General features: G+C 64.0%; 18 protein-coding genes. All 18 read left to right on the forward strand.

Annotated elements, in window-relative coordinates:
- Nucleotides 1-8 precede the first annotated feature (8 nt).
- The 18 genes from AC788_RS20710 to AC788_RS20785 all read left to right on the forward strand — a co-directional run bounded on the left by AC788_RS20710 (nucleotide 9) and on the right by AC788_RS20785 (nucleotide 19,297).
- Nucleotides 9-794, forward strand: a complete 786-nt coding sequence (locus AC788_RS20710) for a WbqC family protein (RefSeq protein WP_082223737.1) — start codon at nucleotides 9-11, stop codon at nucleotides 792-794.
- On the forward strand, nucleotides 791-1,303 hold the full coding sequence (gene rfaH / locus AC788_RS20715) for a transcription/translation regulatory transformer protein RfaH (RefSeq protein ID WP_049862439.1): 513 nt from the start codon (nucleotides 791-793) through the stop codon (nucleotides 1,301-1,303). The genes AC788_RS20710 and rfaH overlap by 4 nt, the downstream gene beginning before the upstream one ends.
- Before the next feature lie 39 nt (nucleotides 1,304-1,342).
- On the forward strand, nucleotides 1,343-2,347 hold the full coding sequence (locus AC788_RS20720; protein ID WP_049862440.1) for a glycosyltransferase: 1,005 nt from the start codon (nucleotides 1,343-1,345) through the stop codon (nucleotides 2,345-2,347).
- Nucleotides 2,344-3,582: a glycosyltransferase family 4 protein gene (locus AC788_RS20725; protein ID WP_049862441.1), complete on the forward strand. Its 1,239-nt coding sequence runs from the start codon at nucleotides 2,344-2,346 to the stop codon at nucleotides 3,580-3,582. Before AC788_RS20720 ends, AC788_RS20725 begins: the two co-directional genes overlap by 4 nt.
- 22 nt (nucleotides 3,583-3,604) lie before the next feature.
- Nucleotides 3,605-4,876: a hypothetical protein gene (locus tag AC788_RS20730; RefSeq protein ID WP_049862442.1), complete on the forward strand. Its 1,272-nt coding sequence runs from the start codon at nucleotides 3,605-3,607 to the stop codon at nucleotides 4,874-4,876.
- Between the two features lie 29 nt (nucleotides 4,877-4,905).
- The gene (locus tag AC788_RS20735; protein WP_236690552.1) at nucleotides 4,906-6,186 is read left to right on the forward strand and encodes a hypothetical protein; all 1,281 of its coding nucleotides are present in this window, start codon (nucleotides 4,906-4,908) and stop codon (nucleotides 6,184-6,186) included.
- 115 nt (nucleotides 6,187-6,301) lie between these two features.
- Nucleotides 6,302-7,411: a glycosyltransferase family 4 protein gene (locus AC788_RS20740; protein ID WP_049862444.1), complete on the forward strand. Its 1,110-nt coding sequence runs from the start codon at nucleotides 6,302-6,304 to the stop codon at nucleotides 7,409-7,411.
- A complete protein-coding gene (locus AC788_RS20745; protein WP_049862445.1) occupies nucleotides 7,408-8,481 on the forward strand; it encodes an acyltransferase family protein in 1,074 nt (357 codons plus the stop codon). Before AC788_RS20740 ends, AC788_RS20745 begins: the two co-directional genes overlap by 4 nt.
- Nucleotides 8,459-9,658: a glycosyltransferase family 4 protein gene (locus tag AC788_RS20750; RefSeq protein ID WP_049862446.1), complete on the forward strand. Its 1,200-nt coding sequence runs from the start codon at nucleotides 8,459-8,461 to the stop codon at nucleotides 9,656-9,658. The genes AC788_RS20745 and AC788_RS20750 overlap by 23 nt, the downstream gene beginning before the upstream one ends.
- An 87-nt stretch (nucleotides 9,659-9,745) precedes the next feature.
- Nucleotides 9,746-10,828 carry a polysaccharide biosynthesis/export family protein gene (locus tag AC788_RS20755; RefSeq protein WP_049862447.1) on the forward strand — a complete coding sequence of 361 codons (1,083 nt, stop codon included), beginning with the start codon at nucleotides 9,746-9,748 and terminating at the stop codon, nucleotides 10,826-10,828.
- Nucleotides 10,829-10,950: 122 nt separating this feature from the next.
- On the forward strand, nucleotides 10,951-11,115 hold the full coding sequence (locus AC788_RS21885) for a hypothetical protein (protein WP_090360818.1): 165 nt from the start codon (nucleotides 10,951-10,953) through the stop codon (nucleotides 11,113-11,115).
- Between the two features lie 208 nt (nucleotides 11,116-11,323).
- The gene (gene pqqF / locus AC788_RS20760; protein WP_049862448.1) at nucleotides 11,324-13,777 is read left to right on the forward strand and encodes a pyrroloquinoline quinone biosynthesis protein PqqF; all 2,454 of its coding nucleotides are present in this window, start codon (nucleotides 11,324-11,326) and stop codon (nucleotides 13,775-13,777) included.
- Between the two features lie 130 nt (nucleotides 13,778-13,907).
- Nucleotides 13,908-13,979 carry a pyrroloquinoline quinone precursor peptide PqqA gene (gene pqqA, locus AC788_RS21505; RefSeq protein ID WP_008365141.1) on the forward strand — a complete coding sequence of 24 codons (72 nt, stop codon included), beginning with the start codon at nucleotides 13,908-13,910 and terminating at the stop codon, nucleotides 13,977-13,979.
- Nucleotides 13,980-14,058: 79 nt separating this feature from the next.
- On the forward strand, nucleotides 14,059-14,970 hold the full coding sequence (gene pqqB, locus AC788_RS20765; RefSeq protein WP_049862449.1) for a pyrroloquinoline quinone biosynthesis protein PqqB: 912 nt from the start codon (nucleotides 14,059-14,061) through the stop codon (nucleotides 14,968-14,970).
- A gap of 375 nt (nucleotides 14,971-15,345) precedes the next feature.
- A complete protein-coding gene (pqqC, locus tag AC788_RS20770; RefSeq protein WP_049862450.1) occupies nucleotides 15,346-16,098 on the forward strand; it encodes a pyrroloquinoline-quinone synthase PqqC in 753 nt (250 codons plus the stop codon).
- Nucleotides 16,095-16,388 (forward strand): pyrroloquinoline quinone biosynthesis peptide chaperone PqqD, encoded by a 294-nt coding sequence (gene pqqD / locus AC788_RS20775; RefSeq protein ID WP_049862451.1) that lies wholly within the window; start codon nucleotides 16,095-16,097, stop codon nucleotides 16,386-16,388. Before pqqC ends, pqqD begins: the two co-directional genes overlap by 4 nt.
- Nucleotides 16,342-17,502, forward strand: a complete 1,161-nt coding sequence (gene pqqE, locus AC788_RS20780) for a pyrroloquinoline quinone biosynthesis protein PqqE (protein WP_049862452.1) — start codon at nucleotides 16,342-16,344, stop codon at nucleotides 17,500-17,502. Before pqqD ends, pqqE begins: the two co-directional genes overlap by 47 nt.
- The gene (locus AC788_RS20785) at nucleotides 17,468-19,297 is read left to right on the forward strand and encodes a S9 family peptidase (RefSeq protein ID WP_049862453.1); all 1,830 of its coding nucleotides are present in this window, start codon (nucleotides 17,468-17,470) and stop codon (nucleotides 19,295-19,297) included. Before pqqE ends, AC788_RS20785 begins: the two co-directional genes overlap by 35 nt.
- The last annotated feature ends 37 nt before the right edge of the window (nucleotides 19,298-19,334 follow it).

Genomic DNA, 19,334 nt, shown 5'->3' on the forward strand with positions numbered 1-19,334 from the left:
GTCTCCCGATGCCCCGCACCGTTGCAATGATGCAGCCTTACTGGTTTCCCTATTTCGGCTATTTCCAGCTGATCGCCGGCGCTGATGCCTTTGTGCTCGGCGACAACCTGCAGTACGTCCATCCGGGTTGGGTCAACCGCAACCGGCTGCTCAGCTGTGGCGCGCCGGCCCTGTTCACCTTGCCGCTGAAGAAGGACCGCTCGGACCTGGCGATCAACCAGCGCGAGCTCAGCGATAGTGCTCCGCAGGTGCTGGGCAAGCTGCTCAAGACGATTGCCATGAGCTACTCCCGGGCGCCTTACCGCGACGACGTGCTGGCGCTGCTCAAGCCGCTGATGACCTGCCCGGAACGCAACCTGGCGCTGTACCTGGAGTACTCGCTGCGCAAGGTCTGCGAATACCTGCAGATCGACACGCCGATCCACGTCGCCTCCACCCTGCCGGTGGACGAGCGCCAGGTGCAGGACAAGCAGGACCGCGTGGTGAAGCTGGCCCGCCACTTCGGCGCGCAGCGCTACCTCAATCCTATCGGCGGCACGGCGCTGTACGACGAAGAGTACTTCGCCCGCCACGACCTGGAGCTGCGTTTCCACCGCATGGACGAGCTTTGCTACACGCAGTTCAAAGACCCGTTCGTGCCCAACCTGTCGATCATCGACGTGCTGATGTTCAACCCCGTATCGCGGATTCGCCAATGGCTGCCGTGCTACAGCACGCTCAAGCCGAGCGCTGCACAGGACACCCACAGGGTGGCCACCAGTCCTTCCGTCCACGCCATCGAGATGCGCTCATGAACGACTTCGACAGCAATGCCAACTGGTACCTGATCCAGACCAAGCCGCGGCAGGAAGCCCGTGCCGAAGAACATCTGCTGCGTCAGCAATACGAGTGCTTTCGCCCATTACGCGCCGCCCCTGCCCTGACCCGCAGCCGCCGCGTGGCCGACGAGGACTTGTTCCCCGGCTACCTGTTCATTCGCCTGGACTGCAACGACAACTGGTACCCGATCCGCTCCACCCGTGGCGTGTGCCGCGTCGTCGCCTTCGGCGGCATGCCGTGCCCGGTACCGGACAGCCTGATCGCCAGCATTCGCCAGCGCACCCAGGCAAGCGCCGCCAACGCGGTGCGTTTCACCGAAGGCGAAGCGGTGCGAGTGCGCACCGGCGAGAGTGAAGTGCAGGCCATTTTCCTCTGCGAGGACGGCGACGAACGCGCCGTGATCCTGCTCAACCTGCTGCAGCGCGAACAGCGTATCAGCCTGCCGCGCAGCAGCCTGCAGCGGCTTACCGCGCACGCCTGCTGAGCGGCGCACCGACATACGATGCTTCAGGAGAGCAGTTCGATGAATGCCAAGACCACCCTGGTGACACTGACGTACGGCGACCGCCTTGGTTACCTCGAAGCGCTGATCGAGCGTTCGCTGGCCTCTGCACACATCGAACGGGTGGTGGTGGTGAGCAACGCGTCGCGCGCCGATCTGAATTCGCTGCGCACGCAATGGCCGACCCAGATCACCGTGATCGAGTTGCCCAGCAACACCGGTTCGGCCAATGGCTACAAGGTCGGTATCGAGGCGGCGTTGCAACAGGGCGCTGAATACCTGTGGCTGATGGACGACGACAATGCACCCACCCTCGGCGCTGTCGAGACCCTGCACCAGCGGCTGCACGAGTGCGAGCGCATCGTGGGCGTGGACAAGGCGGCCGTGATCGGTTTTCGCCCCAACCACCAGGCCGACATCGCCGCCGGAGTGCCGCATCGCTATGCGATCCAGTTGCGCTCCAGCTGCTTCGGTTTCCACATTGCCCAACTGCCCTACAAGCTGTGGCGGCGTACGCCCTGGGGAAAACCGGCCGGGCGCAAGGCGGCCAGCAAGCCCTTGGTGCAACTGCCCTTCACCACCTATGGCGGTCTGCTCGCGCACCGCAGCGTGTTCCAGCGCATCGGCCTGCCGCTCGAAGACCTGCTGCTGTATGCCGACGACACCGAATACACCTGGCGCATCACCGCCAGCGGCGGGCAGATATTCCTGGTGACCGAGGCGCTGCTCGACGACCTGGAAGAGTCGTGGAATGCCAAGGCCCGCACCAACAACATTTTCGAGAGCTTCCTGCTCGGCAACTCGGACCTGCGCGCCTATTACACCGCGCGCAATCAGGCCTGGTTCGACAAGCACGTGTGGGCTGGCTCGACGCTGCTGTATCGGCTCAATCGCTCGGTGTTTCTGCTGTTGCTGCGCTATTTCGCAAAAAGGAGCGGTTCGGACCGACGCCTGGGCTTGCTCGAACAAGCCATGCGTGACGGGGAATCGGGTCGTCTGGGCATTCATGAATCCTACCCACTATGAAGATACTGTTCCTAAGCAGCCTGTACTCGCCGCATATCGGTGGCGGTGCTGAAATCGTTCTGCAACGCACGGTCGAGGGCATGCAGCAGCGTGGCCATCAGGTCTGCGTGCTGAGCACCGGCCCCGATGCGGGCCTCAAGCATGAATACGTCAAGGGCGTGAAGGTCTACCGCGCCGGGCTGCTCAACACCTACTGGCACTTCAGCGAGCAGCGCCCAGGCGCGTTGGCCCGGCTGGGCTGGCATCTGCGCGACAAGTACAACATGGGCATGCGCAGCTACCTGCGCGAAGTGCTGGCCGCCGAGCACGTCGACCTGGTGGTGTGCCACAACCTCAGTGGCTGGTCGGTGTCGGCGTGGGACGAGATTTCCGCCTCCGGTTTGCCGCTGGTGCAGGTGCTGCACGACATGTACCTGATGTGCCCCAGCAGCAACATGTTCAAGAAGAACGCCGCCTGCAAGGTGCCCTGCACGCTGTGCAGGCACTTCCGCCAGGGCCATGCCGAACGCTCGGCCCAGGTCGACGCTGTGGTGGGGGTCAGCCAGCACCTGCTGGGCAAGCTCACCGACGCACGCTTCTTCCGCAACGCTTCGCAGCAGGTGATCTACAACGCCAGCCCGAAGATCGACCCTGCACCGTCGCGTTTCACCCGCATGGCCCAAGGCGAACCGTTGCGCTTCGGTTACCTGGGCACCTTGTCCGAGCCCAAGGGCCTGCGCTGGCTGATCGATCAGTTCAAGCGATTGCCGTTCAACGCCACCTTGCAGATCGCCGGGCGCGGGCAGCTGGACTACGAGCAGGTGCTCAAGCTTGAAGCCAGCGGCGAAAACATCCACTTCGTCGGCTATCAGTCGCCGGAGAGTTTCTATCGGCAGATCGACGTGGCCATCGTGCCTTCGATCTGGAACGAGCCGTTCGGCTTGGTGGCAGTGGAAGCCTGCGCCCACTCGGTGCCGGTGATCGCCAGTGCCCGCGGCGGCCTGCCGGAGATCATCCAGGACGGCGTCAACGGTCTGCTGTGCAACCCAGACGAGCCACAGACCCTGGGTCTGGCGATGCTGCAGCTGTACCGCGACCCCGAGCTGCGCGAACGCCTGGGCGCCCAGGCGCGTAACAGCGTCGAGCACCTGCTCGACCAGGAACGGATGCTCGACAGTTATCAACAGCTGTTCCTCGATGTTCTGCAAAGAAGAAATGTCCATCATGAAATCAGCCCTGTCACTCAGTCGCTTTGAGGCACCGGCGACACGACTTGCGATGAACAAGTCGACGCTGGTGGTCTGGACCGCGATCGCCCTGCTGCTAGTCGAGACGTTTTCCGGTGCGCTGCGCTATTACTTCGACCAGGCCGGCATCTCGGCCTTGCTGTACCTGCCCAAGGTGCTGTGCGTGGGCTTGTTCGCCTTGGAATTGACCACGCTCAAGACCCACCGCCTGTTCTGGATCCTGTTGCTGGGCCTGGTCGTCTCGGCCGGGTTGGGCATGCTCCACGGCGCGGCCCTGGTGAACCCGCTGTTCGCCCTGTTCGGCTACATTCCGCTGCTGTTCGGGCTGGTCTGCGGGGAGCATCTGGAACAACGCCGCAAGCTGCTGGGCTGGGCGATCGGCCTGTGCCTGCTGGCCACCATCGTCGGCGTGTACGCCGACAGCCTGTTTTCGGTGCCCTGGAAAGGCTACAGCTACAACCTGGGCGACCAGGAGCTGACCGGTAACATGACCTGGGCAGCCGACGGTATCGACCGACCTGCAGGTTTCGCGCGGATGTCGACCACCGCCGCCACCCTGACCGCGGTCTTCACCCTGTATCTGTGCGCCTTCACCCGCTCCAAGGTGCTGCTGCTTGCTTTGCTGGGCGTGGCGTTCGTGACCATTCTGGTGACCACCAACAAGTCCACCGCCGTGGCGCTCATCGCCGTGTTGCTGGTGATGCCGTTCTACAACCAGCGCCTGCTCTGCCGAGTGGCCTTCGTCGTACTGGTGGGCATGGGCGCCGTGCTGCCGCTGGTTGGCCTGTGGACGCCGCTGGATCCGAGCCTGGCCGCCAGTGGCGCCGAAGGCAGCCTGGTGTCGCTGTATGACCGCATGATCAACACCTGGCCGCGCCTGGCCGATGAAGTGGCCCGCCGCGACTGGAGCTGGACGGGCGGCGGCCTGGGCATGGTCGGCAGCGCGGTGAACATGTTTCCCGTGGACAACGTCAAGTACCCGGCCGTGGCTGACAGTCTGTTCATGTACCTGTGGGCCAGTTTCGGCGTCATGGGCCCGATGCTCTACGCGCTGCTCCTGCCACTGCTGATGACACTGCGCAGCAAGAACAGCTGGATGGCTCGCGCCCTGTTGAGCATTTCCCTGTGCGTGGTGGTGGTGGGCTGGACGACTGACGTGCTGGAAGTGCCGGTCTGCGGGATCTTTCTGGGCATGGCCATCGCCCATGCCCTGCGCCGCAAGGCCATGCCTGTGCAGTGGTTGATTACCGAGCGACGTCGCAGCAACCGTGATGACTACCCCGATGGCCTTCAACTGACGTGAACCTTTTTATGCCCAGATTGCTGCAACGTATGGTTTGGTTACTGCTGGGGCTGTTCACCCATGCGAACACCAAGGCCGCCGACACTTTCATCGTCGGGGTCGGTACCCATCTGCTTCATTCGAGCGCGCCGGTGGCACGGCCGACCTTGCTCATGAAAGAGGCTGGCATCACCTCGGCCCGCGATGACCTGTTCTGGTCAACAGTAGAACTGGAGCCCAAGCGCCTGAACTTTCCGATGGGCTGGCAGCGCTATCTGCAGGCCCTGCGCGAACGGCAGATCGGCAACATGCTCATCCTGGGCTACGGCAACCAGTGGTATGAAAAAGATGCGAAACCGCGCAGCCCGTTCGTGCGCGATGCCTTCGCCAATTACGTGAACTTCATCAGCCGGCGCCTGCGTGGCCAGGTGGACTTCTACGAGATCTGGAACGAATGGGACCTGGAAGACCCGACCAGCGAAGCCTTCAGCCAGGACTACGCCACGCTGATCAAGGAAACCAGCGCGCTGGTGCGCAGCAACGACCCAGACGTGCGCCTGGTGGCCGGCGCGGTAACCACTCAGGGCCTGCAGGAAGGCTTCGCCGACCGGCTGGTAGAGGCCGGTGTGATGGACGATCTGGACGGCTTGTCGCTGCACCCGTATGTCCACTGCCGCAAGGACCATGCAGGCAACACCCCGGAAAGCTGGATCAAGTGGCTGAGCGACATCTCCAGCCGCCTCGACGCCCTGGCCGAGCGCCCGGTGCCGTTGTACCTGACGGAAATGAGCTGGCCCAGCGCCGACGAGCCTTGCGGGGTCAGCGAAACCACCCAGGCCGCGTACCTGGCGCGAGGGTTTTTCCTGGCGCGGATTCATCCGGCGATCCAGGGCATGTGGTGGTACGACCTGCTCAACGACGGCCGCGATCCCAAGGAGCGCGAACACAACTTCGGCCTGCTCGACAACGACCTGAACCCCAAGCCGGCGTACACCACGCTCAAGGCGATTGCACCGTACCTGACCCAGTACCGCTACGACGCCAAGCACAGCGTGATCAGCGACACGCTGTACCAACTGCGCTTCGCCAAGGGTGATGAACAGGTGCTGGTGGTCTGGGCGGTGGGTCAGTCGCGGCCGGTACGGATCCAGTCCAGCGCCCTGCTGCAGGGCGGCGCGCGGCTGATCGACACACGCCAGGCCGGGGTGGGCATGCGCGAAAGCGAGAACCCGTGGGATTGCGGTGAGCACTACTGCACCACCGTGGTGACCGCCTCCGAGTTCCCCAAGATCATCAGCCTGGGCAAAGCCAATTGGTTGTTCACCCAGTAGAAAACGCGACGCCCGCAGGAGCGGGCCTTAATTGCGGTGCACCTTGCGCCGCCTTCGACCGCGACCGTTGGACGCGGCACTACCTCTAGCAAGCGCGTGAGCCAAGGATGTTCCGATGATTGTCATCAATGCACGTTTTCTGACCCAGGAGCTGCGCGGGGTGCAACGGTTCGCCGAGCAGACCTGCCTGGCCCTCAAGCGTCAACGTGACGACCTGGTGTTCGTCACCTCGCCGGGTGTGCGCATGCACGAGACCGCTCGGCTGCTGGATGCCCAGGTCGTAGGGACGCGTACCGGCCACCTGTGGGAGCAGCTCGACCTGCCGCGCTACCTGCGCAGCCAGGGCAACCCCTTGTTACTGTCGTTGTGCGCCACCGCGCCGCTGTTCTATGGCAATCAGATCGCCACGCACCACGACATCACCTACGTGCGTCATCCACAGAGCTACACCTGGCAGTTCCGCACGGCCTATCGACTGATGACGCCACTGTTGCTCAAACGGTTGAAGACACTGATCACCGTCAGCCAGTTTTCCAAGCGCGAGATCGGCGAGTTCTACGATTTTCCGGCGCAGAAGATCCTCGTGGTGCCCAATGCCGTGGGTGAAGAATTTCAACCCGGCGAACCGTTGCAGGCCGGTCCGCGCTATCTGCTGGCCGTGTCCTCACCCAGCGCGCACAAGAACTTTAACCGCATGATCCAGGCGTTCCTGCAGCTCAAGGGCTTCGAGCAGGTGGAATTGCGCATCGTCGGTGGCGGCGGCGCGGTGTTTTCCGACCCGAATTTGGAAGCCCTGGCCAACAGCGATCCACGGGTGCGCTTTCTCGGGCGCCTGACCGACGCGCAACTGATCGGGCAATACCAGGGCGCGGCGGCGTTCGTGTTTCCTTCGCTGTATGAAGGTTTCGGCATTCCGCCGCTCGAAGCGCAGGCGTGCGGTTGCCCGGTGCTGGCGGCAAATGCCGCTTCGATCCCCGAGGTGCTGCAGTCCAGCGCCCTGTACTTCGATCCGCTGGACATCGAACACATCAGCCGGGCGATGGCGCTGGCCTTGAACAGCCTGACCATCCGCCAGCACCTGCGCACCCTGGGCCTGCAGAACGTGTCGCGGTTCAGCTGGGAGGCATCGGCACGGCTGATCAGCGACCGTATCGACACGGTCCAGGCACGACGTCCGCGCAGTGCCGCATTGACCCAGCCGTCGCCCGGCAAGGAGCACTCATGACTCGCCTGGGGTATCTGGATGCCTTGCGCGGCATTGCCGCCCTGCTGGTGGTGGTCTGTCACTTGTGGCAGCCGTTGCTGGGCCCCGGTGCGCTGCCGCATTTCTGGCTGGACATCGGCAAGCTGGGCGTCATCTGGTTCTTTCTGCTCAGCGGTGTGGTGATCCCGTTCAGCCTGCACCCTGGCCCCGGCGGCGCACGTCGCTTCATCGTCTCGCGGGTGCTGCGCCTGTACCCGGCCTATTGGCTGTCGCTGGCGCTGTACATCAGCATGCTGGCGCTGACCGGCGAAACCCTGCCGACCTGGCAGCGCGTGGTGGCCAACATCACCATGCTGCAAGCGGCCATGGGCGTCGAAGACGTGATGGGGCTGTACTGGACGCTGTTCATCGAGTGGCTGTTCTATGCGCTGTGCCTGGGCCTGATGCTGATCGGTCGCCTGCGCAGTACCGGCTTCCGCGCCGCCTGCGCCCTGGCCCTGCTGGCCGCTGCGGTGGGCATGGGCATGATGCGCATGCTGCTCGAACGCAAGCTGCCGGTGGCCTTGCCACTGGGCCTGTCGCTGATGCTGTTCGGTTCGATCTGGCGCGACTGCCTGCTCGGCCAGGCCGATGCCCAGGTGCGGCGCTGCGTGAAGGGCCTGCTGCTGGCCTATGCCGTGGCCCTGCCGCCGACCTTCTACGCCGCCTACGGCTTCGATGCCGGCAACGGCGAGTACTGGTTTCGCTACTGCTTCACCTACCTGTTGGCCATCAGCAGCTTCATGCTGCTGACCCAGCGCATTCGCCTGCATCAACCGTTGTTGCTGTGGCTGGGCACCATCAGTTATTCGCTGTACCTGCTGCACCCGAGCATGGAGCTGTTGTGCCGTTACTTGCTGGGCGTTCCCGGTCGTTCGTTGTCGGTCACCTTGCTTGCCACCGCGCTGTCGCTGCTGGCCGCGCACGTGAGCTATCGCCTCGTCGAACTGCCTTTTATCCAGTTGAGCAAACGACTCAACACCCGTGCTCGTCCCAGAGCGCCCCTCATTCCCGAACTGCAGGTGCCCTATGAAAATAGCAATCGTCCATGATTGGCTTGTCACCTACGCCGGTGCCGAAAAGGTCCTGGCCTCGATGCTCAAGATCTGGCCCGACGCCGATCTGTTCTCGGTCATCGACTTTCTCAGCGACGAAGATCGCGTGCACCTGGGCGGCAAGCGTGCCACCACCACTTTCATCCAGCGCCTGCCCAAGGCCCGCACGCGCTACCAGAAATACCTGCCCTTGATGCCCATGGCCATCGAGCAACTGGACCTGTCCGGCTACGACCTGATCCTGTCGAGCAGCCACGCGGTGGCCAAGGGCGTGCTGACCGGCCCCAACCAGTTGCACATCAGCTACGTGCATTCGCCCATCCGCTATGCGTGGGACCTGCAGCACCAGTACCTGCGCGAGGCCAATCTGCTGGCCGGTATCAAGAGCAAGGTGGCACGGATGATCCTGCATTACATGCGCATGTGGGACCAGCGCACCGCCGCCGGTGTCGACGAGTTCATCAGCAACTCGCAGTTCATCGGCCGACGCATCGACAAGGCCTATCGCCGTCCCTCGACCGTGATCTATCCGCCGGTCGATACCACCGGTTTCAACCTGCAGACCGAGAAGCAGGACTTCTACCTGACCGCCCAGCGCATGGTGCCGTACAAGAAGGTGCCGATGATGGTCGAGGCGTTCAGCGCCATGCCCGACAAGCGCCTGATCGTCATCGGCGACGGCCCGGAAATGGACAAGTGCCGTGCGGTGTGCGGCCCCAACGTCACGCTGATGGGCTACCAGTCGTTCGAAGTGCTGCGCGAGCACATGCAGAACGCCCGCGGCTTCGTCTTCGCTGCCGAAGAGGATTTCGGCATCAGCCCGGTGGAAGCCCAGGCCTGCGGCACGCCGGTGATCGCCTTCGGCCGCGGCGGCCCCCTGGAAACCGTACGCGGGCTCAACGAGGACAACCCTACTGGGGTGTTCTATTACCAGCAGACCGTGGCGGCGCTCACCGCCGCCATCGAGACGTTCGAAAGCCAGGCATCGCGCTTCAACCCCCGCGCCTGCCGCGAGAACGCCCTGCAATTCGCGGAAAAGCGCTTCGAACGGGAAATGCGCCAGTTCGTCGAGAACCGCTGGAACGAGGCGCGCCTGGGTGACGCCTTCGATTGCAACCCCGTATTGGGCCTGGCCGACGCCGGTCTGCTGCTCGCCGCAGCCCAGAAGCTCTAGGCCACACGAAAAGACTTCACCGCCACACCGCTGTTCCGAACCTCCCAAATACCGTGTGAGAAGTCCGATTCTCCAAGGAAGATTGCAATGAAACGAACTGTATTCGTAGTCGCGTTGTTCGCCGTGCTGCTGCAAGGATGTGTGTTTTCCCCAGGGCAACACATGACGCCCGAGGATGCCGCCGATGACATCGGCGAAACCGGACCGGTCACGGTCCTGCCGATCAACGCGCAGACCGTCGCCCAGCATCAGAACCAGTACCGGCCCGAACCCGTGCCGGCAGCGCTGTATGCCTACAAGCCAGGCGACTACCGCATCGGCGCCGGCGATGGTCTGCAGATCACCGTCTGGGACCACGTCGAGCTGAACTCGCCGACCAACCAGGAACCGCGCGCCCAGGGCACGCAGATCGTGCGCAACGACGGCACCGTGTACTACCCCTTCATCAACTCCATCCAGGCCGAAGGCAAGACCGTCAGCGAACTGCGCAATGACCTGCAACGCGCCCTCTCGCGCTACCTGACCGACACCCAGGTGGACGTCAACGTGCAGAACTACGCCAGCCAGCGCGTGGTGTTTTCCGGCTCGTTCAAGAACGCCGGTCCCCAGGTGCTGAACAACGTGCCGTTGTCGCTGATCGAAGCGGTCAGCCGTGCCGGTGGCGACGATGGCAGCGGCAACCTGGCCGGGCTGATCCTCAAGCGCGACGGTCACGAGTACCTGCTCGACATCGACACCCTGAATCGCAAGGATTCCAAGCTCAACGGCATCTACCTGAAGAACGGCGACCAGCTGCACCTGGGCAACAACCGGGCGAACAAGGTCTACGTGCTCGGCGAAGTCAATTCGCCCCAGGTGATGACCTACGGCACCAGCACCTTCACCCTGCTCGAAGCGCTGGGCAACGCCGGCGGCCTGTCCCAGGAAACCGCCAACGCCGAGGCCATCTACGTGATCCGCGGCGCCCAGGAGCGCGCCCAGCAACCCGCCACGGTGTTCTACCTCAACGCCAAGAAGCCAACCGCATTCCTGCTTGCCCGCCAGTTCGACCTGCAAGCCTCGGACGTCGTGTTCGTCGGCCCCTCGGACATCACCCGCTGGAACCGCTTCATCAGCCAACTGCTGCCCTCGGCGTCCGTGGTCGCTACTGGCAATGCGCTGAGTCAGTGATCTGACCTGAAGCCGCACTGAACGCTTGGGCAAGCGCTCCACTCCAAGTCTTGCCCGGGCGCTCATTGCCAGCGTTTCGCGTCGACGGGTATTCGAATCATCTGCCCACACCAGGAATTCCCATGACTGACCCACGCAACGTTGCCCACGACAAGAAAGTCCAGCAGGAAAAGAAGAACCACGGCGAAGAGATCGCACCCAACGCCGAGCACGCGCCACAGCCGGGCATGAAGCCAGCGCTCAAGCACGACGACGAGCAGCAGGACGAGCAGGATGACAAGGCTTGAGCCTGTCTGTGAGCTGAGTTGAAGACCGTGGTCTGGCGGTGCCGGTTCATGTCGGCGGCCGCCACATCGCCTCCCAAGATGTGTATTTCTCCGCAATCCGCAAAAAAGCTCGTTTCGTCTGGAAAATCCCAGTGCGAACGGCTCCCCCGCCTACCCCCAAATCCGCTACGATTACGCCCTACAGCCTGACCGCTCAAAGGGAATTGACATGCCTCAACCTTCACTGCCGGCCGCCGAACATGTGGTGCTGGACAACGGCCTGCACGTGCGCCTGCATCATGAGCCACGTCTCAAGCGTGCCGCCGCCTTCATGCGCGTTGCCGCAGGCAGCCACGACGTACCCGCCGCCTGGCCTGGTCTGGCCCATTTCCTTGAACACCTGTTCTTTCTCGGCACCGAACGCCACAGCGGCGACCACGGGCTGATGGCCTTCGTGCAGAACCACGGCGGGCAGATCAACGCCAGCACCCGCGAGCGCTGCACCGACTATTTCTTCGAAGTGCCGGTGAATGCCTTCGCCGGTGCGCTGGAACGTCTGTGCGACATGCTCGGCCATCCGCGCATGACCCAGGCCGAGCAACTGCGCGAACGCGAAGTGCTGCACGCCGAATTCGTCGCCTGGTCGCGCGACCCCGAGGCACGCCACCAGCAATGGTTGACCAGCGCGCTGGACGCCGAGCATCCGCTGCGGGCCTTCCACGCCGGCAATCGCTACAGCCTACCGGTGCCGCGCGATTCGTTCCAGCAGGACCTGCGCAGCTTCTACCGGCGCTTCTACCAGACCGGACAGATGACCCTGTGCCTGGTCGGCCCGCAACCGCTGGAGCAGCTGCGTGCCATGGCAGAGAAAGCGGCGGGAGCGCTGCGCCCCGGCGACACCGCCGAACAGATCGCCCCGCCACCGCTGGTGGGCACGCCGAGCGAAGCGGTCGAGCCGCCGGACAAAGGCCGTTTCAACCTGTTGTTCGCCTGCGAAAACCTGCCCCGCGGTGCTACGCAGGCGCTAGAGTTCCTCGCCACCTGGCTGGGCGCCAGCCAGCACGGCGGCCTGCTGGCCGAGCTGCGCCGTCGGCAACTGGTGCAGACCCTGGAACTGAGCACGTTCTATACCTTCGCCGACCAGGCCCTGATCAATATCGAATTCAAGCTCACGCCAGCAGGCGAAACGGCGACCGCGCTGATCGGCCAGCTGTGCTTCGATTGGCTGGAGTTCTTCCAGGCCCACGACGACTGGCAAGGCCTGCGCGAGGAATTCCGCCTGCTCAACGAGCGCCGCTTGCAGGTCGCCAGCGCCTTGGAGCTGGCTCGCCATCACAGCGATGAAACGCCGTGCGAGTTGAGCCGAGAGGCCCTGCAGGCGTTGCGCGAGATTCTCGAACACCTGCGTCCCGAGCATCTGTTGCATCCACTGGCAGCCGGTCCGGAACGCGACCTGGCCGGTCGCTGGCGACTGCCGCCGCGCAACCGCTTTCTGCGCCCCAGCCGCCGCCCGGACCATCCCGTACCGGATCCGCAAGGTCTGGCCTATCGGGACGGCGCTTCGGCGCACAGCCATGAAGCCGCTCTGTACCTGCGCTGGCGGGTCAATGCCTCGCGCCATCAGGGACTGTTCCGTACGTTGCGGGACAGCCTGCGCAAACTCACCGAAGAAGCACGCCAGGCCGGTGTGCAGATGGTCTTCAGCAGCCTGGGCGACGACTGGCAACTCAAGCTGAGCGGCGTGCAGGCGCCCATCCCGGCGCTGCTGGAGCAAGCCCTGGAGCTGCTGGCCATACCGGCCCCGGAGGTCTGGCACCAGGCCGGGCAGGAATCCGCCAGTACCACCCTGACCCCCATCAAGGAACTGCTCAAGCGCCTGCCCGACCACAGCCTGGGCTATTTCCACAGCCGCACCTCCGACGAAGACCTGCGCCCACTGGCCTTGCAGAAGCTGTGGGGCGCGGCGCGCTGGGACGGCCTGGCCGTCGGCATGAACGACGGTGAACGCAGCGCCCTGAACAATGCGTTGCGCAAGATGCCCGGCACCGCCAGCCCGCAGCGGGCTCAACCGCATCCGGTTCAATCGGGGCGTAGCTGGAGTCATGTGCCCTGCCAGTCGAGCGAACAGGCGCTGCTGTTGTTCTGCCCGGTGCCGAGCCAGAGCATCGCCGACGAAGCCGCCTGGCGCCTGCTGGCGCAGCTGTGCCAGACCTCGTTCTACCAGCGCATGCGCGTCGAGCTGCAATTGGGCTACGCCGTGTTCAGTGGCCTGCGCCAGATGGCTGGCCGTACGGGTCTGGTGTTCGGTGTCCAGTCGCCCCAGGCACCGCTGGCCGATATCCTGGGCCATGTGCAGACCTTCATCGAAACCCTGCCAACCCTGATCGATACCCTGAAACCCGCTGCGCTGGACACTCAGCGCGAAGAGCTCGCCAGTCGCCACGAGCGCTCGCAGATGGACCTGCTGCCCTTGGCCGAGTTGCTCTGGCAAGCCTGTCAGGCCGGCCATGGTGCCGACTACCTGAGTGCCCTGCAGCGAGCCGTGCGCGAGCTGCGCCCGGGCGATCTGCACCAAGCCGCGCAGCAATTGGCCAGCGGCACCGGCGGCTGGCTGTGCCTGGCGACGGGACCTGCGCTGGAGCCTTCGTGGGTGCCGGCCCAGCGATCGTTACCGGGCAGGTAACGGACTTTATCGAATAAATACCCATAGGCGGCTTTCTTATTTAGTAACATAGCGCCCCAAGGAGCATTGAACGTCCTACCGTCGGGGCGGACTAATGCTACAAGCCCATCAACCCAGAAGGAGATCTCTTATGTGGACCAAACCTGCTTACACTGATCTGCGCATCGGCTTCGAAGTCACCATGTACTTCGCCAGCCGCTAAGCTTCAGTTGCAACGCAACGCCTCGGCCAGCCAATGACCGGGGCGTTTTCATTTCCAGGCTTGATGCTGCGAGTTCTCCATGCATATCCAGATTCTCGGCTCCGCCGCCGGCGGCGGCTTTCCCCAGTGGAACTGCAACTGCACCAATTGCAGTGGCTTTCGCGATGGCAGCCTGCGTGCCCATGCGCGCACGCAATCGTCCATTGCCCTGTCCGACGACGGGGTGAACTGGGTGCTGTGCAACGCCTCGCCGGACATCCGTGCGCAATTGCAGAGCTTTGCGCCCATGCAGCCGGGCCGTGCCCTGCGTGACACCGGGATACAAGCCATCGTCCTGCTCGACAGCCAGATCGATCACACCACCGGCCTGCTCAGCCTGCGCGAAGGCTGCCCGCATCAGGTCTGGTGTACCGACATGGTGCATCAGGACCTGAGCACCGGCTTTCCGCTGTTCAACATGCTCAGCCACTGGAATGGCGGACTGGACTGGCAACGCATCGAACTGACAGGCAGCTTCGTGATTCCGGCCTGCCCGAACCTGCGTTTCACCCCTCTGCCGTTGCGCAGCGCCGCGCCGCCTTACTCGCCCCACCGTTTCGACCCGCATCCGGGCGACAACCTGGGTTTGATCGTGGAAGACACCCGTACCGGTGGCACGCTGTTCTATGCACCGGGCCTGGGCCAGGTGGACGATGCCCTGCTCGAACGCATGGCGGACGCGGACTGTCTATTGGTAGACGGCACCCTCTGGGATGATGACGAAATGCAGCGACGCGGTGTTGGCACCCGCACCGGACGCGAAATGGGCCATCTGGCGCAGAACGGCCCGGGCGGCATGCTCGAAGTGCTCGAAGGGCTGCCGCGCCAGCGCAAGGTGCTGATCCACATCAACAACACCAACCCGATCCTGGACGAAGACTCGCCACAGCGGGCCGAACTGGCCCGGCGCGGTGTCGAAGTGGCGTTCGATGGGATGAGCATTGAGTTGTAGTGGAGTGTCAGGGAGGGCCTCTTCGCGGGCAGAGACCCGCTCCCACAGGGTTCAATGCAGCCCTTGTGGGATCGGGGCGGGCGGCGAGCCCTCTGCCCGCGAAGAGGCCCTCACCTACAACACATTCCCCACAAGGATCGATGCAATCCCTTGTGGGAGCGGGTCTCTGCCCGCGAAGAGGCCCTCACAGACAACACATTCCTCACAAGGATCGATGCAATCCCTGTGGGAGCGGGTCTCTGCCCGCGAAGAGGCCCTCACAGACAACACATTCCCCACAAGGATCGATGCAATCCCTGTGGGAGCGGGGCGGGCGGCGAGCCCTCTGCCCGCGAAGAGGCCCTCACTGACAACACATTCCCCGGGAGAACCACCATGTCCGACACCCCCATGACCCCCGCCGAGTTCGAGCAGGCCTTGCGTGCCAAGGGTGCGTATTACCACATCTACCACCCCTATCACGTGGCGATGTACGAAGGCCGCGCGACCCGTGAGCAGATTCAGGGCTGGGTTGCCAACCGCTTCTACTATCAGGTCAACATCCCCCTCAAGGATGCCGCCATCCTGGCCAATTGCCCGGACCGCGAGATTCGTCGCGAGTGGATCCAGCGCCTGCTCGACCACGACGGTGCTCCTGGCGAAGACGGCGGCATCGAAGCCTGGCTGCGCCTAGGCCAGGCCGTGGGCCTGGATCCCGACCAGTTGCGCTCCCAGGAATTGGTCCTGCCCGGTGTGCGTTTCGCCGTGGACGCCTATGTCAACTTCGCGCGGCGGGCCAACTGGCAGGAAGCGGCCAGCAGCTCGTTGACCGAACTGTTCGCACCACAGATCCATCAGTCGCGCCTGGACAGCTGGCCCGCCCACTACCCGTGGATCGATCCGGCCGGCTACGAATACTTCCGCACCCGCCTGGGCCAGGCCCGGCGCGATGTGGAGCACGGCCTGAGCATCACCCTGCAGCACTACACGACGGTCGAAGGCCAGCAGCGTATGCTGGAAATCCTGCAGTTCAAGCTCGACATTCTGTGGAGCATGCTCGATGCCATGAGCATGGCCTACGAGTTGAACCGTCCGCCCTATCACAGCGTCACCGACCAGCGCGTCTGGCATAAGGGGATCGCCCTATGAGCTTCGACCGTCAAAGCACCCCAAAATGGCGCCAAGGCTACCGCTTCCAGTACGAGCCCGCGCAGAAAGGCCATGTGCTGCTCTACCCCGAAGGCATGATCAAACTCAACGAGAGTGCCAGCGCCATCGGCGGGCTGATCGATGGTCAGCGCAGTGTGGCCACTATCATCGCCCAGCTCGAAGAACAGTTTCCCGGCGTGCCCGAACTGGCCGAGGACATCGAGCAATTCATGGAGGTCGCCCGTGCACAGCACTGGATCGAACTTGCCCAGCCTGCCACCCACGCCTGAAGTCGGCCTGCCGCTTTGGCTGCTGGCGGAGCTGACCTACCGGTGCCCGCTGCAATGCCCGTACTGCTCCAACCCCCTGGACTTCGCAGCCCAAGGCAAGGAATTGAATACCGAGCAGTGGTTCAAGGTGATGGCCGAAGCCCGCGAGATGGGCGCGGCCCAGATCGGTTTTTCCGGTGGTGAACCGCTGGTACGTCAGGATCTTGCACAACTGATCGGCGAAGCCCGGCGCCTGGGGTTCTACACCAACCTGATCACCTCGGGCATCGGCCTGACCGAGCAGAAGATCGCCGACTTCAAGACCGCCGGCCTGGATCACATCCAAATCAGCTTTCAGGCCAGCGACGAGCAGGTTAATAACCTGCTGGCCGGCTCGAAGAAAGCCTTCGCGCAGAAGCTGGAAATGGCCCGTGCGGTGAAGGCCCATGGCTATCCGATGGTGCTCAACTTCGTCACCCATCGGCACAACATCGACAAGATTGACCGCATCATCGAGCTATGCGTGGCTCTGGAGGCCGACTTCGTCGAACTCGCCACCTGCCAGTTCTACGGCTGGGCCGAGCTGAACCGTGCGGGCCTGCTGCCCACCCGTGAGCAACTGGTACGCGCCGAGCGTATCACCAACGAGTACCGCGCCAAGCTGGAAGCGGCCGGCAGCGCCTGCAAGCTGATCTTCGTCACGCCCGACTACTATGAAGAGCGCCCCAAGGGCTGCATGAACGGTTGGGGCAGCATTTTCCTCACCGTGACCCCCGACGGCACCGCGCTGCCCTGTCACGGCGCGCGTCAGTTGCCTGTGGAATTCCCCAACGTTCGCGATCACAGCCTGCAACACATCTGGTACGACTCCTTTGGCTTCAATCGCTTCCGCGGCTATGCTTGGATGCCCGAGCCCTGCCGCTCGTGCGACGAGAAAGAGAAGGACTTCGGCGGCTGCCGCTGCCAGGCCTTCATGCTGACCGGGGACGCTGCCAATGCTGACCCGGTGTGCAGCAAGTCACCCCACCATGGCGTGATTCTGCGGGCTCGCGAAGAAGCGGAACACGCCACCCAGACGATCGAACAACTGGCCTTCCGCAATGAACGAAATTCTCGCATCATCGCCAAAGCATGACCGCTTCAGCGCCTCCCAGGCCGTCGCCGCCGGGACCGATTTCGCCGAGCTTCGCGTCGGCCCCGCCGGCGTGTTCTGGAACGAGTTCCGCCCCCAGGATGGCGCCTGCCGTGTGTGGACCGAGCACGACGGCATAGCAACGTGCCTGACACCCGACGGTTACAGCGTGCGCAGCCGCGTCTACGAATACGGTGGTGGTTCGTTCTGCCTGGCGAATGACGAACTGGTGTTCGTCAACGAGGCCGACCAGCAGCTGTACCGTCAGCCGGTGACCGGTGGCCTGCCGCAGCCTTTGAGCTTCGGCCAGATGCGCTACGGGGGGCTGGAATATGCCGCAGGCCAGGTACTGGCGGTGGAGCAAGACGGCGACACGCATCGTCTGGTGGCCATCGACCTGGCCAGCGAACGCCATCGCGTGCTGGCCGAAGGCGCCGACTTCTATGCATCACCGGCGCTGAGCCCGGACGGCACCCGCCTGGCCTGGATCGAATGGGATCGGCCCCATCAGCCCTGGACGCAAACGCGCCTGATGTGCAGCGAACTGGCGGCTGTCCCGGAATGCGTGGCCAGTGGTTTCAGCCTGCAGCAGCCGCGCTTCGACGAACAGGGGCGGCTGTACTGCCTGTCCGACGCACAGGGCTTCTGGCAACCCTGGGCCGAGGTCGGCGACGACTGGGCGCCACTGCCCGCCGCCCAGGCCGATCACGCCGCGGCCCCTTGGCAACTGGGTGCCTGCACCTGGTTGCCGACGAGCGACCAAGGCTACCTGAGCAGTTGGTTCGAAGCAGGCTTCGGCCGTCTGGGCCTGTGCGATGGGCAAGGCCGATGCGTGGACTACACCGGCGAGTCCCCCCGCTTTCGCGCGCTGGCCATGGGCGCCGATCCCCTCTCCGCCATCGCTGGCTCGCCGGTGCAGCCATCGGCGGTAATTGCCTCCCACCGCCACGCCCACAGCGTACGTCCCCTGGCGGGCGGCTATTCGCCATTGCCGGCCGAGCAGGTCAGCCTGCCGCACCCGCTCAGCTACCCCAGCGGCGGCGAGCAGGCACACGGCTTCTTCTACGCGGCACAGAGCGACGAGCGGCATCCGCCTCTGGTGGTGTTCATCCACGGCGGGCCGACGTCGGCGTGCTATCCGGTGTTCGATCCGCGCATTCAATACTGGACTCAACGCGGCTTTGCCGTCGCCGACCTCAACTATCGCGGCAGCAGCAACCATGGCCGCGCCTATCGACACGCCCTGCATCTGCGCTGGGGCGAAACCGACGTGCAGGATGCCTGCGCTGTGGTCGAGTACCTGGCCGCGCAAGGCCGCATCGATCCGCACCGTGCGTTCGTGCGTGGCGGCAGCGCGGGTGGCTATACGGTCTTGTGCGCTCTGGCGTTCGCCAAGGTGTTCCGCGCCGGCGCAAGCCAGTACGGGGTCAGCGATCCGGCCGCCCTGGGGCGCGTCACCCACAAGTTCGAGAATGATTACCTGGACTGGCTGATCGGCGACCCGGACATCGACCACCAGCGCTACGCCGACCGCACGCCGTTGCTGCATGCGGACCGAATCACCGCGCCGGTGATCTTCTTTCAGGGAGAGCTGGACGTAGTGGTCGTGCCGCAGCAGACCCGCGACATGGTGGCTGCGTTGGAGGCCAACGGCATACCGGTCGAGGCGCATTATTATGCCGAAGAGCGGCATGGCTTTCGCAATGTCGCGAACCTCGCGCATGCGTTGGAGCATGAGTGGCGGTTCTATCTGCAGGTGATGCAGGAGGACGACCGCGGACTGGTCGACCTGCTCTGAACGGGTGCCGGTGCGCTCGTCGAAGGACGAACGCACC

This window comes from Pseudomonas sp. RIT-PI-a, assembly GCF_001187875.1.
GTDB lineage: Bacteria > Pseudomonadota > Gammaproteobacteria > Pseudomonadales > Pseudomonadaceae > Aquipseudomonas > Aquipseudomonas coleopterorum.

What these genes read in the sequence shown, in the direction of transcription:
- AC788_RS20740 (WP_049862444.1), top strand. Translation starts at nt 6,302, where the DNA reads ATGATTGTCATCAATGCACGTTTTCTGACCCAGGAGCTGCGCGGGGTG.
- AC788_RS20785 (WP_049862453.1), top strand. Translation starts at nt 17,468, where the DNA reads ATGAACGAAATTCTCGCATCATCGCCAAAGCATGACCGCTTCAGCGCC.
- AC788_RS20730 (WP_049862442.1), top strand. Translation starts at nt 3,605, where the DNA reads ATGAACAAGTCGACGCTGGTGGTCTGGACCGCGATCGCCCTGCTGCTA.
- AC788_RS20745 (WP_049862445.1), top strand. Translation starts at nt 7,408, where the DNA reads ATGACTCGCCTGGGGTATCTGGATGCCTTGCGCGGCATTGCCGCCCTG.
- pqqF (WP_049862448.1), top strand. Translation starts at nt 11,324, where the DNA reads ATGCCTCAACCTTCACTGCCGGCCGCCGAACATGTGGTGCTGGACAAC.
- AC788_RS20755 (WP_049862447.1), top strand. Translation starts at nt 9,746, where the DNA reads ATGAAACGAACTGTATTCGTAGTCGCGTTGTTCGCCGTGCTGCTGCAA.
- AC788_RS20735 (WP_236690552.1), top strand. Translation starts at nt 4,906, where the DNA reads ATGGTTTGGTTACTGCTGGGGCTGTTCACCCATGCGAACACCAAGGCC.
- rfaH (WP_049862439.1), top strand. Translation starts at nt 791, where the DNA reads ATGAACGACTTCGACAGCAATGCCAACTGGTACCTGATCCAGACCAAG.
- AC788_RS21885 (WP_090360818.1), top strand. Translation starts at nt 10,951, where the DNA reads ATGACTGACCCACGCAACGTTGCCCACGACAAGAAAGTCCAGCAGGAA.
- AC788_RS20720 (WP_049862440.1), top strand. Translation starts at nt 1,343, where the DNA reads ATGAATGCCAAGACCACCCTGGTGACACTGACGTACGGCGACCGCCTT.
- AC788_RS20725 (WP_049862441.1), top strand. Translation starts at nt 2,344, where the DNA reads ATGAAGATACTGTTCCTAAGCAGCCTGTACTCGCCGCATATCGGTGGC.
- AC788_RS20710 (WP_082223737.1), top strand. Translation starts at nt 9, where the DNA reads ATGCCCCGCACCGTTGCAATGATGCAGCCTTACTGGTTTCCCTATTTC.
- pqqD (WP_049862451.1), top strand. Translation starts at nt 16,095, where the DNA reads ATGAGCTTCGACCGTCAAAGCACCCCAAAATGGCGCCAAGGCTACCGC.
- pqqB (WP_049862449.1), top strand. Translation starts at nt 14,059, where the DNA reads ATGCATATCCAGATTCTCGGCTCCGCCGCCGGCGGCGGCTTTCCCCAG.
- AC788_RS20750 (WP_049862446.1), top strand. Translation starts at nt 8,459, where the DNA reads ATGAAAATAGCAATCGTCCATGATTGGCTTGTCACCTACGCCGGTGCC.
- pqqC (WP_049862450.1), top strand. Translation starts at nt 15,346, where the DNA reads ATGTCCGACACCCCCATGACCCCCGCCGAGTTCGAGCAGGCCTTGCGT.